The 16,014-nt window shown below is 57.2% G+C and carries 13 protein-coding genes; 12 read left to right on the top strand and 1 reads right to left on the bottom strand.

Going from position 1 to position 16,014, the window contains the following annotated elements:
• Positions 1–119 precede the first annotated feature (119 nt).
• The 11 genes from spoIIE (at position 120) to HPY71_09040 (ending at position 12,778) form a co-directional block, all read left to right on the top strand.
• Positions 120–2,510, top strand: coding sequence for a stage II sporulation protein E (gene spoIIE, locus HPY71_09090; protein ID NPV53665.1), 2,391 nt, complete (start codon positions 120–122; stop codon positions 2,508–2,510).
• A gap of 142 nt (positions 2,511–2,652) precedes the next feature.
• Positions 2,653–4,128, top strand: coding sequence for a tRNA lysidine(34) synthetase TilS (tilS, locus tag HPY71_09085; protein NPV53664.1), 1,476 nt, complete (start codon positions 2,653–2,655; stop codon positions 4,126–4,128).
• Positions 4,129–4,137: 9 nt separating this feature from the next.
• Positions 4,138–6,405: an ATP-dependent metallopeptidase FtsH/Yme1/Tma family protein gene (locus HPY71_09080; GenBank protein ID NPV53663.1), complete on the top strand. Its 2,268-nt coding sequence runs from the start codon at positions 4,138–4,140 to the stop codon at positions 6,403–6,405.
• Between the two features lie 25 nt (positions 6,406–6,430).
• On the top strand, positions 6,431–6,964 hold the full coding sequence (locus HPY71_09075; GenBank protein NPV53662.1) for a transcription repressor NadR: 534 nt from the start codon (positions 6,431–6,433) through the stop codon (positions 6,962–6,964).
• Positions 6,965–7,092: 128 nt separating this feature from the next.
• A complete protein-coding gene (gene ftcD / locus HPY71_09070; GenBank protein NPV53661.1) occupies positions 7,093–8,025 on the top strand; it encodes a glutamate formimidoyltransferase in 933 nt (310 codons plus the stop codon).
• A gap of 129 nt (positions 8,026–8,154) precedes the next feature.
• On the top strand, positions 8,155–8,655 hold the full coding sequence (locus tag HPY71_09065) for an ECF transporter S component (protein ID NPV53660.1): 501 nt from the start codon (positions 8,155–8,157) through the stop codon (positions 8,653–8,655).
• 159 nt (positions 8,656–8,814) lie between these two features.
• Positions 8,815–10,104: a dihydropteroate synthase gene (folP, locus tag HPY71_09060; protein NPV53659.1), complete on the top strand. Its 1,290-nt coding sequence runs from the start codon at positions 8,815–8,817 to the stop codon at positions 10,102–10,104.
• Positions 10,094–10,471: a dihydroneopterin aldolase gene (folB, locus tag HPY71_09055; protein NPV53658.1), complete on the top strand. Its 378-nt coding sequence runs from the start codon at positions 10,094–10,096 to the stop codon at positions 10,469–10,471. Before folP ends, folB begins: the two co-directional genes overlap by 11 nt.
• Complete coding sequence (gene folK / locus HPY71_09050) at positions 10,458–11,024, top strand: 2-amino-4-hydroxy-6-hydroxymethyldihydropteridine diphosphokinase (protein NPV53657.1); 567 nt, start codon at positions 10,458–10,460, stop codon at positions 11,022–11,024. The genes folB and folK overlap by 14 nt, the downstream gene beginning before the upstream one ends.
• Positions 11,015–11,947 carry a biotin--[acetyl-CoA-carboxylase] ligase gene (locus HPY71_09045; protein NPV53656.1) on the top strand — a complete coding sequence of 311 codons (933 nt, stop codon included), beginning with the start codon at positions 11,015–11,017 and terminating at the stop codon, positions 11,945–11,947. Before folK ends, HPY71_09045 begins: the two co-directional genes overlap by 10 nt.
• A gap of 381 nt (positions 11,948–12,328) precedes the next feature.
• A complete protein-coding gene (locus tag HPY71_09040) occupies positions 12,329–12,778 on the top strand; it encodes a DMT family transporter (GenBank protein NPV53655.1) in 450 nt (149 codons plus the stop codon).
• Positions 12,779–12,966: 188 nt separating this feature from the next.
• On the opposite strand, the gene HPY71_09035 is transcribed toward HPY71_09040, so the two are convergent.
• Positions 12,967–13,872 carry a DUF89 family protein gene (locus HPY71_09035; GenBank protein ID NPV53654.1) on the bottom strand — a complete coding sequence of 302 codons (906 nt, stop codon included), beginning with the start codon at positions 13,870–13,872 and terminating at the stop codon, positions 12,967–12,969.
• A gap of 409 nt (positions 13,873–14,281) precedes the next feature.
• Here HPY71_09035 and pckA point away from each other — a divergent pair, with 409 nt between their 5' ends.
• The gene (gene pckA, locus HPY71_09030; GenBank protein ID NPV53653.1) at positions 14,282–15,865 is read left to right on the top strand and encodes a phosphoenolpyruvate carboxykinase (ATP); all 1,584 of its coding nucleotides are present in this window, start codon (positions 14,282–14,284) and stop codon (positions 15,863–15,865) included.
• Positions 15,866–16,014 lie beyond the last annotated feature (149 nt).

Genomic DNA, 16,014 nt, shown 5'->3' with positions numbered 1-16,014 from the left:
TTTTTTCTGGTCACCTGTCAGCTGATTCCCAGGCCGGCCCTACAAAAAGCAACAAGTTCCTTCCATGCCTCTATGCTATAATACCAGGGAAAGGATGGAGGCAGGGGGGAGTGTATCGGGTGAGCCGCAACAGGCTTGCAATCATTCTCATAGGGGCTATCCTGGGTAGGGCTTTCTTATTTAACTCCATATCGCCGTTTGGGATCGCATACGTCGGGGCTGTTGGTGCGGCGCAGGGGGCTCTTGCGATCTGGTCGCTCTTCGGCGTGATGATCGGAGTCCTGAGCCGGAAGCCCACTTTCAGATGGTTCGATCCAGGTGCGCTCGGTTACCTCGTTATCCTGGTCCTCGTCTATCTTATATCGCATTGGCTTTATACCAGGGCTGTAACGTCCCGGTGGAGCGTGGGCGCCGCTGTCGGTGGGGCGACTATCGCAGCCGGGCTTATCGCCCGTGCTGGCCTGAGACCTGGGGAGAAAGGCATGATCCTGGTGGCCTTCGAGGCTGGCCTTGCTGGCATCATCGCCTCTGGCCTATTTCAGGGCCGCAGCGTCTATGTCGACAGGCATGCGGCTGGGAGGCCGGAAGCCCTGGTGTTGCTTCTTGCAGGCCTGGTGGCTGGTCTTGCCGGCATCCAGGTAGGGAGATTCTCTGTTGGTAATATCATAGGTGGGGCCTGCGTGGCCGGGCTCGCGCTCCTGGGCGGGGCAGGACCCGGTGCGGCAGGTGGCGCAATGATAGGTCTTGTATGTGCCATGTCCATGTCGCAGGGGAGGATGCTTCCTCTCGCTGGCGCCTATGCATTCGGGGGTCTCATCGCCGGGCTGTGCCGGGATTATGGGAAGGCCGGGGTTGCGGCGGGATTTGCACTTGGAGGGGCGATGCTCGCTTTTCAGGTAATAAGCGGGCCTGCCGTTCCGGTCTTTATAGCGGAGAATTTCCTGGCCTCGCTCCTCTTCCTGATCATGCCAGGAGGGGCGCTTCCCTCCATAAAGAATATGGTGCCGGTAGCGCGGCCGGTACGGAACCGCGATGTGGCCTGCGCCAGGAGGCTCCAGAAGCAGATATCGAAGAAGCTGGGAGATTTTTCGAGAATATTTGAGGAGCTGGCTTCAAATCTCGATCACATGCCACAGGCGAACCCCGCCAGGGACAGGGCCGAGGCCATCACGCTCATCCATATGATAATGTCTCTTTGCTGTAGTAACTGCATTTCTTACTATAACTGCTGGGCCAAGAATTTCTACAAGACTTACAGGGATCTCCTGGACCTGGTAGCGCTCGCTGAATTGAAGGGGGATGTAGGCATCGATGACCTTTCCGGCCGGATTGGGAAATGGTGCATTCAGACGAGTCGGCTTGTGGAGACGGTCAACAAACTCCTGCAAAACTACTCGGTGGACCGCCACTGGATGAGGAAGCTCGCCGAAAGCAGGCTGATGGTATCGGGGCAATTGAGGGGAATCTCCGATATGATGCGAGGCCTTGCAGCGGAGCTCGCCGCCAGTATCGAATTCGATGTAGGCATGGAGGATTTGATTGCAAGGCGCCTTGCGGAAGTGGGCTTGCCGGCGGATGAGGTGAGCGTGATACGGTCGAAGGAGAGGAAATATCTGGATATCATTATATCCAAGCATGCGTGCGGTAGTGCGGAAGAATGCAGGAGGGCGATGGCTCCTATTGTATCGGCGATGGTCGGACAGCCGCTTATCGTATGGGGGGCCAACTGTGACGCCAGAAAGGGCCGGCCTGTGTGTGAATTTCACCTGACACCGGCCAGAAACCTCCGTGTTACCGTCGCTGTGACCAGGGTGGCAAGGGATCATGGCGGCGTTTCAGGGGATGCATACTCCACGAGGGAGCTCAGCGACGGCAGGTTTGCTATCGTTTTAAGCGATGGGATGGGTGTCGGACCTCAGGCGGCTGCCGAAAGCACCACGGCGGTCTCTATGTTAGAACGCCTGATTGAGGCCGGTTTTGATCATGAGTTTTCAGTCAAGACTGTAAATTCTATCCTGCTCTTGCGGTCCCCCGGCGAGACATTCGCCACCGTCGACCTTGCTGTTCTCGATCTCTTTACGGGGGATACGGAATTTATAAAGATAGGATCCTCGCCAAGCTTTGTGAAGCGCGGCGAGGAGATCATAACAGTGCGGTCATCGTCCCTGCCTGCGGGCATCTTCAGCGCCATAGATGTCGAGGGATCTCGGAAACGCCTTGTTGATGGGGATATTCTCATAATGGTAAGCGACGGGGTTATTGATTCCAGGGTGGATCCAGGGGGGAAGGATGAATGGTTTGTCCGGATGCTCAAGCGGATCGATAGTGACGATCCTCATTATATCGCGCGAGTAATCGTGGAGAAGGCGAGGGAGAATACTGGCGGCAGGTTGTTTGATGACATGACGGTTATTGTCGCCAGGGTGGACAGGCAAGGGCGTGGCAGGAGTTCTATGCCTCATGCTGCAAGCTCTAAAACGGGTGCACGGCTGAAAGCGGGCGCGATCTAATAATATTGCATAATTAATCGAACAATTGAGTTGCGGATAGGGGGTCCTGTCTGTTATGATAATACGAGGATGTTAGAGAGAGGATGGGAGAAAGGGTCAGCGCCGGGGTTCCGGCACCGGGACCCCGGGGACGGGTTTATGATTGATTATGATTGATGTTGATACGATCAGAGTGGTTATAGAAGACTACCGGATGCTCGAACAGAACGATCGCGTCGTCGTTGGCCTATCGGGAGGGCCCGACTCTGTGGCTCTCCTGCATATTCTATATAGCTTTGCCGGAGAGTACAGGCTGATTCTGCATGTCGCCCACCTGAACCACATGTTCAGGGGGAATGAGGCGGAGGAGGATGCCAGGTTCGTCAAGGAATTCGCCGATAGCCTGGGGCTTCCCTGCATTGTCGAGTCATATGACGTTCCGGCCTATCTCAGGAGGACGGGACGCTCACCCCAGGAGGGCGCGCGAGAGGTCCGCTATGACTTCTACAGGCGTGTCGCCCGGGATGTAGGGGCGAATAAGGTTGCGCTTGGTCATAATGCGGATGACCAGGTTGAAACCATCCTGATGCGGCTCTTCAGAGGTTCGGGGCTTACGGGCCTGACGGCTATACCGCCCGTCAGGGCCGAGGGCGATATAACCTACATCAGGCCGCTCATCAGGGCCAGTCGCTCGGAGATCGCGGCATATTGTGAGGCGAATAACCTTGCCACCAGGCTCGATGCCTCAAATGTGAAACCCAAGTATCTCCGGAACAAGATAAGGCTTGAGCTGATACCACTGCTGGAGCGAGAATATAACAGCCGCATTCGCGAGGCCCTCCTAAGGACGGCCGATATCCTGCGCCTGGACTCGGATTATATCGAGGGAATGGCCGCCGCGGCCTTCCAGGATGCGCTCTTTGATTGGACGGAGGATAGTGTGATCCTGGATTGTGGTGCGTTGTTTCGGCAGCACGGGGCCATTCAGGGAAGGATCATCCGTCAGGCCGTAGCTAGGCTCAGGGGCGGCGAGGTGAAGGATATAGAGTCCGAGCACATTCATTCGGTCCTTGCCATGGCGAGACGGGGCGTTTCCGGGGCGAGCCTCGACATGCCTGGTGGCATCATGGCTGAATATGAATACGGTAAGCTGAGGCTCCGTATTGAGACCAGGGGGGCCGCGCCCCTGCCGGAACGCCCTGTTGTGCCCGAGCGCGTCCTTGTGATCCCCGGGGTCACCCGTATCCCCGAGCTAAGCTGCGAGATCGAGGCGAGGGTGCTGGATATCGGGGAAATGCCCCTGCCGCGGGAGGGGAGGAAGCGCGCCAGAGGTTATCGAGTCTGTCTCGAGGAATTCCTCGATTCCGACGCGATTCCCGGTCCCCTGGTCGTAAGGACCCGCCGCCACGGCGACAGGTTCAGGCCGCTGGGCATGGATGGGACCAAGAAGTTGAAGGAGTTTTTCATAGACCTCAAGATCCCGAGGGGGCGCCGGGATCGCATCCCCCTTATTGTGGCGGGTGATGAGATAATCTGGGTTATCGGTTACCGAATTGGCGAGCGTTTTAAGGTTACTGGGGCCACTAGGAAGGTTCTTCACCTGGTGGCGCGATATAGCGACGAGGCGGCAAAGGCATAAAGGCATGGAATGCAGCTATTAAGGCCAGACGAGCGAGCCCTGGGGCAGGCGCCAGCCTGGCTTCCTGGCTTCCGTCTGGCATCTGTCTGTCTGGCTTTATCTGGCTTCAGCTTGGTTGTATTCACCAGGGTGGTATGCTATAATTACGTACGCTGGAGGATTGTATATAATAGCACAGGTGGGGCTATTTGCTTAGAATATCTTGCTTGCGCAAGATCGCTTGCCTACTCGGGACCTAACTTGGAGCCTGATGTAGGGTCTCTAGTGTGGGATCTAAAGGAGGAATTCTTTTTGAATAGAGCTTTGAAGACGCTAGGGCTCTGGCTTTTACTGGGCCTCATTACTGTTTCTATAGCGAGTAATTTCTACGGGCCCAGGCATGAGCCTGAGAAGATGAGCCTGAGCCAATTCATGGAATACTGGGAGGCCGGCAGGGTAAAGGAGATTCATATAATCGGCGAGCACATCGTGACCGGGACGCTTAAGGATGGCACGAGCTTTCAAACGTATGCGCCGGATATAACCCTGATAACTGATAAGCTCAAGGAACAACCCGGGGTGGCGCGCCAGATTCAGGTTACAGCCGAGCCTGCGCCGACGCCGCCCTGGTGGATGTCCATCCTGCCACAGTTGATATTTACCCTCTTCCTCGTGGGGCTCTGGCTCTTTGTGCTTAACCAGATGCAGGGCGGGGGAAGCCGTGCCATGTCCTTCGGGAAGAGCAAGGCGAGGCTTCACGTCGAGGATAAGGGCAAGACGACCTTCGCCGACGTAGCGGGCGTGGATGAGGCCAAAGAAGAGCTCGCGGAGGTAGTTGAGTTCCTGAAACACCCGAAGAAGTTCGCGGAGGTCGGGGCGAAGATCCCTAAAGGCATATTGCTGGTGGGTCCGCCTGGCACGGGCAAGACGCTGCTGGGAAGGGCGGTAGCCGGAGAGGCCGGTGTGCCTTTCTTTATCATCAGCGGCTCTGATTTTGTCGAGATGTTCGTAGGCGTAGGCGCCGCGCGCGTCAGGGATCTCTTCGACCAGGCCAAGAAGAACGCCCCCTGTATCGTCTTCATAGACGAAATCGATGCTGTCGGCAGGCAGCGCGGTGCCGGCCTCGGCGGTGGTCATGACGAAAGGGAGCAGACGCTAAACCAGCTGCTCGTAGAGATGGATGGTTTCGAGCCCAATACGGGCATAATCATCCTGGCCGCCACTAACCGCCCGGATGTGCTGGATCCCGCGCTTCTCAGGCCGGGACGTTTCGACCGGCAGATTGTGGTAGATATGCCGGACCTGGTGGGGCGTGAGGCCATTTTGAGGGTGCATGCCAGGGGGAAGCCCCTCGGTCCCGATGTTGACCTCAAGGTGCTAGCGCGCAGGACGCCGGGCTTCACAGGGGCGGATCTCGAGAACCTGCTAAACGAGGCAGCGCTCCTTGCTGCGCGTCGCGGCAAGAAGAAGGTAATGATGATCGAGTGCGAGGAGGCCATCGACCGGGTGATAGCCGGCCCTGAGCGGAAGAGCAGGGTGATGAGCGAGCGGGAAAGGAATATAGTGGCCTATCACGAAAGCGGCCATGCCCTTGTAGGCAAGCTCATGCCCCATGCAAACCCTGTCCACAAGGTATCCATAATCCCCAGGGGGCGGGCCGGCGGCTATACATTGATGTTGCCCGAGGAGGACCGCTACTTCCTGACGCGTTCGGAGCTGCTTGACGAGGTTACCGTGCTTATGGCGGGCCGGGTTGCCGAGGAGATAGTCCTGGGCGAGATAAGCACAGGGGCCCAGAACGACCTCGAGAAGGCAACAAAGCTGGTCCGCAAGATGATCACCGAATACGGGATGAGCGAGAGGCTTGGCCCTCTTACGCTCGGCGGGAGGCACGAAGATACCATCTTCCTCGGCCGCGATATCGCAAGGGAAAGGAATTATAGCGAGGAGGTCGCAGCCGAGATCGACGAGGAGATCCATTCCATTGTAACCAGGTGCTACGAGACTGCGAAGAGTATTCTCACGGCGAATAGAGATAAGCTTGAGCATATCGCCAGGGTCTTGAAAGAGAAGGAAACGATAGAAGGAGAGGAGCTCGAGGCGTTGTTAAATGAGATGGCTGCCCTTGCCGGTGATGCCAAGGGCGTGGCGGCCAGCTCAAAGGAGGCTGGGCGCGCGGCCGCATCGGAAGTCGAGACGGCGAAGGATGCGCAGCACCCCGGCCAGCAAGCCACCGGGGCAACGGGCAAGGGCGAGCGGAGGCCTTCGCTCCTTGCTCAGAATCCAGGTACCGCTTGACCATTTAACATGGGGTGGTCTCTCGATGGTCCCACTAACAGGGGAGAGGCGGCGTAAGGAGCTGCTAGAGGTACTGAGAAAGCGCAGGGCGCCGGTCACCGGCAGCGAGCTCGCTGGGATGCTCTCAGTGAGCAGGCAGGTCATAGTGCAGGATATTGCCATCCTGAGGGCGGAAGGCGTGGACCTGGTCGCGACTCCGCGGGGGTATATACTGGCTGAGGCCGCGGCCGGTCGCATTCCTACTCGCGTTATGGCGTGCAGGCATAGTGGAGTAGAGGAGCTCAGAGATGAGCTCCTCACCATTGTCGGGCTCGGCGGGAGGGTAGTCGACGTGGTCGTGGAGCATCCCCTCTACGGTGAGCTACGCGGCATGCTCATGATAGAATCGGCAGACGATGTGGAGGGGTTTGTACGCACGCTTTCCGAAAAGGAGGCGAAGCCCCTTTCAGTGCTAACCGAGGGTATTCACCTTCACACGATCCAGGCAGCAAGCGAAGCGGCCCTCGATAACATCGAGCGCGCCCTTGGGGCGAAGGGTTACCTCTTCGAGAAAACCTGAACCTGGGGCACTCAGAATAGATTTCTTCAAGTTCACGAAGATATTGATATCTATAAAGATATTGATATCTACAAATACGAAGATAGCGGGGATGGAGGATGGGATCATTAATGGGGCCGGCGGGCGACATGCCGGACGGTATACCGGGCGGCCTGGTGGAGTGCGTTCCGAATTTTAGCGAGGGGCGGCGAAGGGCTATCGTGGAGCAGATAGTCGCCGCCGTAGATTCGGTGGATGGCGTGAAGTTGCTTGATTGCTCCATGGATGCCGATCATAACCGTTCCGTTCTCACTTTTGCCGGGGGTGCCGGCGCCGTTTGCGAGGCAGCGTTTCGCGCCGTTGCTGCTGCGGCGCGCCTTATAAACATGGAGGATCACACAGGCGAGCACCCGCGGATAGGCGCCGCTGATGTGGTGCCGCTCGTGCCCCTCCGGGGGACAACTATGCAGGCATGCGTTGAAATGGCGCGGAGGCTCGGGCAGAGGATCGCGGGTGAGCTCGGCATACCTGTATATCTTTATGGGGAGGCCGCGGTCCGGCCGGAGCGGCGGAACCTCGCGAACATCCGGAGAGGCCAGTACGAGGGCCTCAAGGAGTCCATCGCCAGTCCTGAGCGGTGGCCGGACTTTGGCCCGCCGAGGCTTCACCCGACGGCGGGGGCTACGGCTGTAGGGGCGCGTGATTTCCTCATCGCCTACAATGTAAATCTCGGCACGAGTGACGTGTCTATTGCGAAAAAGATAGCGAAGAGGATCAGGGAGAAAGATGGTGGGCTCAGGCATGTGAGGGCCCTGGGTATCATGCTCCACGACCGCCAGGTCGCCCAGGTCACCATGAACCTGCTGAACTTCCGCGAGACTTCAATACATGAGGTTTTCAACCTCGTCAAGGCCGAGGCGGAGCGCTACGGCATTCCTGTAATCGGGAGCGAGATAATCGGGCTCGTGCCGCTTGACGCCCTCCTGGATGTTGCGTCCCGTTATCTGGGGCTTGAAGGCCTTGAGGGTCACAGGGGTTCAGTGAGGGATCGCGTTCTCGAGGCCCGATTGTGGGATATATAAGCAGTCAAGACACTTGACAAGACATTACATTCGGTCATATACTACTCCTAAGGGGTTGAATAAGGGGTTGAACTGGAGCTGGAATGATGAACATTAATGGTGATAACAGGAAGGAAGGTATAGGGGAGTATGAGGACCAGGGAACTCGTGTGGGGCGCGATCTTGACTGCACTATCTCTCTTGATTCCTCTCACATTCGGGGGTGTGTTGGGCATCGTCATCCCGCCTTTCTCGGCCACCCTTACTTCGCATGTACCAGTCATGATTTCGATGCTCTTCGGTCCCTGGGTTGCAGTGATGGTCGGGCTGGGTTCGGCTTTCGGATTCCTAGTTAAGCTCGGCCCCGTGATCGCGGCCCGGGCAGCCATGCATGCGGTATTTGGCCTCGTCGGGGCGGTTGCGATAAGGCGAGGCATGTCTTTCTGGCAAGCCCTCTTGCTCACCCTGCCGGTACATGCTACAGCGGAGGCGCTCATCGTTCTGCTGTTCGGGTTTACCCTTGCAAAGGCCGGGATCGTCGTGGGCCTGGGCACTGCCCTGCACCACATCGCTGACGGCCTGATAGCGCTTGCGATAGCGAAGGCCGCAGGTATAGCCATGCGGCGCAATGGCAGAGCCTATGCTCACTGACTCAGCGCACTTGCGTGGACTGACTTAGCGTATCTGCGTGGCGTATGCCCGCGATTCCCTTCGACTTTTGGCTTGCAGTCGGGGTATGGTTCGAATATAATGGAATTGCCAGGCACGGCAATTCCTTTTTTATGCGTCGTTATGGAAAAGGTCCGTAGCATGAGAGAGATTAGTGGAATAACCGGCGTAGACAATAGCAATAAGGTGAACGATAAGGGAAGGGTCATCGCACGAATCCTCAGGCTTGATGACCAGCGCTCCCTGGCGGGCGAGATGAGGAAGATGGGGGTTTCGCCTGATGGCGTTGGTATTATGGCCCCGAAGGGTGTTCACCGGATAGTGAAGCTCACGGGGGTTCCCCTGAAGGCTGCCATCCTGCTCAAGCAGGAGATGCTTGCGAAGGGCGGGGAGGCTGCGGTGTCGTGGGATGTGGCGTGCTTGAATGTCCACACGACTGACGTGCTTCTCATGGGCACGCTGCGCCAGTACCAGCTCGTCCTGGACACCCTGAGGAGCCAACCTTTCGGCCTCCCTTCCATCGCGGATGAAATTGAGGAAGCGCTGGAGGCCTCGACCTGCAGCTCGAGGTGCGAACCAGCCGAATTGAGGGGTGGTAGGTATACGCTGCGTTTTGGGGCGAAGACCCATATTATGGGGATCCTGAATGTCACGCCGGATTCCTTCTCCGATGGTGGGAGGTGGCTCGACGCGGACCGGGCGGTGGCCCGCGCCAGGGAGCTGGTGGAAGATGGGGCGGATATTATCGATGTGGGTGGCGAATCCACTCGTCCCGGCTCCGACCCCGTTCCCGAAGAGGAAGAGATCGCGAGGGTCATCCCTGTAGTCGAGAGGCTTGTGAGGGAGGTCCCGGTGCCAGTATCCGTTGACACCTGCAAGGCCGGGGTTGCCAGGCGCGCTCTGGAGGCAGGTGCGCATATAATAAATGATATCAGTGCCTTGAGATTTGACCCCGAGCTCGGCAGGCTTGTGGCGAAGTATGATGTCCCGGTCGTCCTGATGCACATGCAGGGTATGCCCAAATACATGCAGGCGAATCCTCATTATGATGATGTGATATCGGAAATATATGCTTTTTTCCGTGAACGCATCGCAAAGGCGCTCGAGTTCGGAGTGAAATGTGAGAACATAATTATCGACCCGGGAATCGGTTTCGGGAAGACCACAGCGCATAATCTCGAGATCCTGCGCCGGCTCGACGAATTCAAGGGCCTCGGGCAGCCGATTCTCGTTGGCACGTCGCGGAAATCCTTCATCGGCAACGTACTCGGGCTCCCGGTCGATCAGAGGGTCGAGGGGACAGCGGCCACGGTGGCCCTGGCTATCGCCAGGGGAGCTGATATTGTGCGGGTTCATGATGTCCGGGAGATGACACGGGTTGCTCGTATGGCTGATGCCATACTTAGAGAGGAGGAAAGAGATGAGCGATAAACTATCTCTTAAAGGCATGGTGTTGTACGGTTATCATGGCGCCTTTGCAGCCGAAAAGGAACTCGGGCAGAAGTTTGAAGTGGATGTTGAGATGTTCACAGACCTCTCGGCAGCAGCCCAGGCGGACGATCTTGAACTCAGCATCAATTATGTGGATGTTTATACGATCGTAAAGGATATCGTCGAGGAGCGCGAGTTTAGCCTGATTGAGGCCATGGCGGAGGCTATTGCCCAGGAAATACTGTCGGCGTATGATCTCAGGAAGATAACGGTCAGGGTTCGCAAGCCCCACGCCGCGGTCGGTGGGGTCCTGGATTACGTTGAGGTGGAGATCACCCGCGGGAAGGCAGGCCATGATTTGGAATAAAATTAATCCTATCATAGCTTATCTCGGCCTTGGCTCCAACCTCGGGGACCGCGAGGCAAACCTGAGGCGGGCCTTACAGTTGCTTGTCGAGGGGCCGGGAGTAACCCTCTTGAAGGTCTCGCCCCTCTATGAAACCGACCCGGTTGGCTACACGGAACAGGGCCCGTTCCTGAATGCCGTGGTGGAGATTGAGACGACCCTCGATCCGCACCAGCTGCTGGCACGGGCCCTCCATGTGGAGGACGCACTCGGGAGGGTAAGGCCGGTTCGCTGGGGGCCCCGGACGGTCGATATCGATATCCTTCTTTACGGTAATCGGACCATCAGGGATAAGGATCTAGAAATACCCCACCCCCGCATGTGGCAGCGGGGCTTTGTTTTAGTGCCGCTGGCGGACTTGAATCCATATACGGATATCACTAATATCACCATCACTCCGGGAACGGGGGGACGGGGCCTGAGCCTGCGTGATCTGCTCACTAAAGAGCATTTGGAGGATTTAGGTTCAAAAGGGGGCGTAAGGCTATACAAAAGGGCCTGGGCATGGGTTTAGGTGACGTGGATATGGACATGGACATGGGCCTGGGCATGGGTTTAGACAGGATGGCTATGGCTCGAATAGATATGGGTCAGAAGGTTGTAGATCATAAGGTTGTAGGTCGGGGGGGCATTGGTCGGAGGATTATTCGACTTGACGAGGTCGATTCGACAAATATTTTCGCCCGGAAGCTGGCCGAGGAGGGGGAGCCCGAGGGGACATGCGTGGTTGCAGAGCGGCAGACTGCTGGTCGCGGTCGCATGAAGCGCGTATGGTTTTCGCCTGGCGGCGGCCTGTGGTTTTCGATGATCCTGCGCCCGGGGGTCGTGGCGGGGTCTGCAGGGCAGGTGGGGCTCATCGGGGCGCTTGCGGTTGCCAGGGTCTTGCGGAGAATTGCGGAGATCGATGCGAGGGTGAAGTGGCCCAATGATGTAGTCGTCGAGGGGCGCAAGCTTTGTGGGGTTTTGGCGGAGGCCAGGATCGCCGGGGATAGGATTGAGTATATTGTGCTCGGAATGGGTTTGAATATCCGCATCAGGAGGGACGAATTCCCGGAGGAATTGCAGGGGCGGGCCACGTCGATATTGGCAGAGATCGAGCCGAGATTGGCGTCGGAGCCGGATTCGCAGGCTGAGTTGGAGCAGCAGCCTGAGCTGGACCCCGATAACGTGCTTGACCACATATTGCGCGAATTCGAGGCGCTTTACGACCGTTACCTGGCCTCGGGCTTCGCCGATATCCTGCGTGAGCTGGAGCTTCTCTGCTGCACGTTGGGTTCCTATGTGACGGTGGCCAGCGGCAACCGGCAGGTCAGGGGCGTGGCCCGGGCATTGAGCGCTGATGGCTCCCTTGTGATCGAAACCAGCGAGGGCTCCATTACGATATCGGCTGGTGAGATTATCGGGCAGGTTGCAGGAGGCACGCAGGGGACAAGATAGCTGGCTGGGCGAGGGTATAATAGCCGCCGGATGGCTATTGGGTTCGCTGCCGGATCGGATGAGTTCGACCGGATTGGGTGAGTAGATAATTGAGTAGATAATGATGCATATAGGTAATGAGCGAATAAAATTTAAGTAGGTGAATGTATGACTCTCCGGGGGGCTAAAATAGGAGTGAAGATAAAAGCCCCTCTCCAGGAGCAAGAGTATTTCCTAGCAGACGCCCATGCCGCCTTGGACGGCACCAGCAGGGAATGAAAATGGCCTTAGCTGGGGTAATGTCTATTTTCTAGGTAGTATCTATTATCCCGGGCAGTATCTATCTCCCGGCGGGATTTGCGTCAGTATTCTCCCGGGCAGGAGGGGCCGCGGGGTGTGTCTATGCCGTTTTCATTTAAGCTCGTCGCCCTTGTTGTAGCTGTTTTCTCCGGCGTCTTCATGGCCGTCCAGGGCTCGCTGAACTCGCGCCTCGGAAAGGTCATAGGCCTCTGGGAGGCCACCCTGGTTGTCCACGTAGTTGGGCTTATCACCATCGCCATAATCCTGTTCGTCCTGGGCCTCGGCAAGGGCGATATCGGACGGCTCCCGGGCGCTCCCTGGTATACGCTCACCGGCGGCCTGCTCGGGGTGCTGATTGTCTACGGCGTTGTTGTAAGCATCCCCAGGCTCGGCGTCGCAGTGGCAACGACTTTGATCATCGTTGGCCAGGTTATGACCGCCTTGATAATAGACCACTACGGGCTGTTCGGCCTCCAGCGCGTTCCCTTCACATGGCTCAAGGGCCTCGGGCTGGTGCTGCTAGCCGCCGGGGCCAAGCTATTGTTGAATTGAGTTAGTGTATGTTAAATTAAGTTGGCGTGCTTGGCGTGCATAAAATTTATCAATACAAATACGAGACAAATACGAGTTGCTTAGAGAGGGCTATTTAGGCACGATAGGTCCGGGCGGCTTGAAACGCCTCAAGCACCCTCAAGCACAGGTGACCCGGGTCAGGAGCGGATGAATCGGGCACGAACTGCTCAAGCGCGAAGCAGCACGGCCGACGGTCCGAGGACCTCCATGCCCGCGGCCCTTGCAGCATGTAAACACTTCGTGGTGAAGAGGCAAGCTATCTGCGCGTGGATTATGTCAACTGGCTCCGAGAGGACGTAGAAATTCGCCTGGCCTTTTGAGATGATGAGATCGGCCGCGGCAAGCTCCTCCCTGAGCTCGCCTGACATCTCGTCATAGCTTATGCCGAGCGTGTCGGACCCAGAGGTTACGATGCTATCGGCAACCCCGGGAAGGCCGACGCGGGAAGCATCTTCATAGATGGCGTCGCTCGTTATAGCCCCGCTCTTTACAGCCGCAGTCACGTGGGGCGCACAAGGTGCCTGGTTTTTAATCTCCTCTATGAGGAGGCAGTCCAGGGCGATCTCGCCAACATTGTCGAGGACATATAGAATTCGTCGCGCGGATCTGACCGCCGCGAGTATCCCCTGCAGATCATCGCGCACGAGCGGCCTCGAGGCGTAGCTATCAAGCATCGCTTCGATGGCATCGAGTGATAGATCGTAGCCCGTCCCGACAGTCCTGAAATCAAGGCTGTTTCCGGCTATCGCCCACCTGGCCAGGAGATAAAATCTCTCAGCACCGCTGAGGCCTTGCGCGCGCTGCCGGAGCCTCTCCCGCACGCGCATGCCGACCTCGTTTGCTGCCGCCCGCTGTTCCTCAAAGAGGATGGATTTCCGGGCCAGGTGTTTCAGGATCCTATGGACCTTGGTTATATAGTATGAGGGAAACGTATCTGCGTTATAGGATGTGGATAGAGCCGAAAGCGCTTCACGGATCAGTTGAAACATTGAACTATCGTCCAAGGGGATGGTTTTTGCCGCGCCGATAACATCATCCATGATACATGTAATACATTCGGGTCTCGCCTTCACATAAATCACCCCATCCGTTACCTCAAGCTATTTCGACGCCCCGGGCGGAAATCCTCTTTTATCCCCTGGTCAGCCCTGTGACCAGTAGCCCTGCGACCCCGCGACTGACCGGCTTGCCCGGGAGGTGTCAGGGCATTCTGGGGTTTGCATATTTATGCATAAATATGCATAACAGGTGCGTGTCCTCCTGAAACCGTGTCTGAGGGATTATACTTGCAGATGAGCGCCATAACTGAGGCTCTTCAGGATAAACCGCGTCAAACGCCATTGACTCCTGATAAGCCATATGGTATAGTAGGTGTAATATCTTTCTGGCCAGCGATCCCTGCCCCAGCCCCGGCTGAGGGAAAAGAAAACAAGAATTAAAACAGGGGAAAGGCAGAACATAATTTAAGAGGTGATCGCAACTATGAACACTGAAACTTACAACCTTGAATCGCTCGGCATCATTAACCCCGGGAAGGTCCACCGCAATCTCTCGGTGCCTTCACTGGTGGAGCGCGCCCTCGCGCGCGGAGAAGGAATGCTCACCACCAAGGGTGCCCTGAGCGTAAGGACGGGAAAATACACCGGGCGCTCACCCAATGACCGGTTTTTCGTTGATTCCGGGACGGCTCACGAGGAGATACTATGGGGCGGTCCTAACAAACCATTTGCCCCCGACGCATTCGAGCGGCTTTACAAGCGGCTTACGGCTTACTTGCAGAACCGCGAGCTTTTCATCTTCGATGGTTTCGTCGGCGCAGACCCCAGGTATCGCCTGCCGGTCCGCGTCGTCAACGAGCTTGCGTGGCAGAATCTCTTCGCGCACCAACTCTTCCTGCGCCCCTCAGCAGAGGAACTCAAAGAGCACAAGCCCGAATTCACCGTCATATGCGCGCCGGGCTTCAATGCGGTTCCCGAGATCGATGCCACGAGGTCCGAGGCTTTCGTCATCATCAACTATGAAAAGAACGTCGTGATTATAGGTGCTGCGAGATATGCTGGCGAAATGAAGAAGTCCGTATTCACCGTCATGAATTACATACTGCCTCATAAGGGCGTTTTCCCGATGCACTGCTCAGCAAATGTCGGCAAGAACGGGGATGTGGCCCTCTTCTTTGGGCTCTCCGGCACCGGGAAGACCACGCTTTCGGCGGACCCGGACCGGCGCCTGATCGGCGACGATGAACATGGCTGGTCCGACGACGGGGTGTTCAACTTCGAGGGCGGTTGCTATGCCAAGTGTATTCACCTGTCACCCGAGACCGAGCCCCAGATATGGGACGCGATCCGCTTTGGCGCCGTCGTGGAGAATGTGGTGGTCGACGAGGAGACTCGCGATATAGACTTCGATAGCAACGCCATCACGGAAAATACGCGCTCGGGTTACCCAATCGATCATATCCCCGGTGCGGTCGTCCCGGGCGTGGCAGGCCACCCGAAGACCGTGGTCTTCCTCACCGCCGATGCGTTCGGCGTCCTGCCCCCTATCGCCAGGCTCACTGAGGACCAGGCGATGTACCACTTCCTCTCGGGCTACACCAGCAAGCTGGCCGGGACCGAGCGGGGAATCATAGAGCCGGAGGCAACCTTCTCTACCTGTTTCGGGGCTCCATTCCTCCCGTTGCGCCCCGTGGTTTATTCAAACCTGCTCGGGGAGAAGCTCAGGAAGCATAAAGCGCAGGTCTACTTGATCAACACCGGCTGGTCCGGAGGGCCATACGGGGTTGGGAAGAGGATAAACCTCAAATATACCCGGAGAATGGTGAGCGCTGCGCTGAATGGCGAGCTTGAGGGCGTCAAATTCACCCCTGACCCCATTTTCGGAGTGCTCGTGCCGGAGAGCTGCCCCGATGTGCCAGGCGAGATACTCAGGCCCGTGAATACATGGGCTGACAAGGAGGCATATGATAAGCAAGCCCGCGAGCTGGCCAGGCGCTTCGCAAAGAACTTCGAGAAATTTTCGGGCGTGCCGGAGAGCGTTGTCGCGGCAGGCCCCAGGGCCGAGTAACATCCAGTCAAGGCCGAGCAGCATCTATTATGGATATGAGTATGAATGACACCCGAATAGTCTCTTCAGAATAGCGTCTCTTCTAGCCGTTTTAACCTTGACCGCTTGACCTTGATGATGATAGACGATGATACAGGGCCTTGATGATG

It is taken from the genome of Bacillota bacterium (genome assembly GCA_013178125.1).
Lineage (GTDB): Bacteria > Bacillota > SHA-98 > Ch115 > JABLXJ01 > JABLXL01.
Note: the sequence above shows the minus strand (reverse complement) of the source record. Positions and strands in the feature narration are given on the sequence as shown.

Excerpts from the sequence above, each read along its gene's own strand:
- HPY71_09080 (NPV53663.1), top strand. The coding sequence starts at position 4,138 with ATGCAGCTATTAAGGCCAGACGAGCGAGCCCTGGGGCAGGCGCCAGCC.
- HPY71_09075 (NPV53662.1), top strand. The coding sequence starts at position 6,431 with ATGGTCCCACTAACAGGGGAGAGGCGGCGTAAGGAGCTGCTAGAGGTA.
- ftcD (NPV53661.1), top strand. The coding sequence starts at position 7,093 with ATGCCGGACGGTATACCGGGCGGCCTGGTGGAGTGCGTTCCGAATTTT.
- HPY71_09065 (NPV53660.1), top strand. The coding sequence starts at position 8,155 with ATGAGGACCAGGGAACTCGTGTGGGGCGCGATCTTGACTGCACTATCT.
- folP (NPV53659.1), top strand. The coding sequence starts at position 8,815 with ATGAGAGAGATTAGTGGAATAACCGGCGTAGACAATAGCAATAAGGTG.
- folB (NPV53658.1), top strand. The coding sequence starts at position 10,094 with ATGAGCGATAAACTATCTCTTAAAGGCATGGTGTTGTACGGTTATCAT.
- folK (NPV53657.1), top strand. The coding sequence starts at position 10,458 with ATGATTTGGAATAAAATTAATCCTATCATAGCTTATCTCGGCCTTGGC.
- HPY71_09045 (NPV53656.1), top strand. The coding sequence starts at position 11,015 with ATGGGTTTAGGTGACGTGGATATGGACATGGACATGGGCCTGGGCATG.
- HPY71_09040 (NPV53655.1), top strand. The coding sequence starts at position 12,329 with ATGCCGTTTTCATTTAAGCTCGTCGCCCTTGTTGTAGCTGTTTTCTCC.
- pckA (NPV53653.1), top strand. The coding sequence starts at position 14,282 with ATGAACACTGAAACTTACAACCTTGAATCGCTCGGCATCATTAACCCC.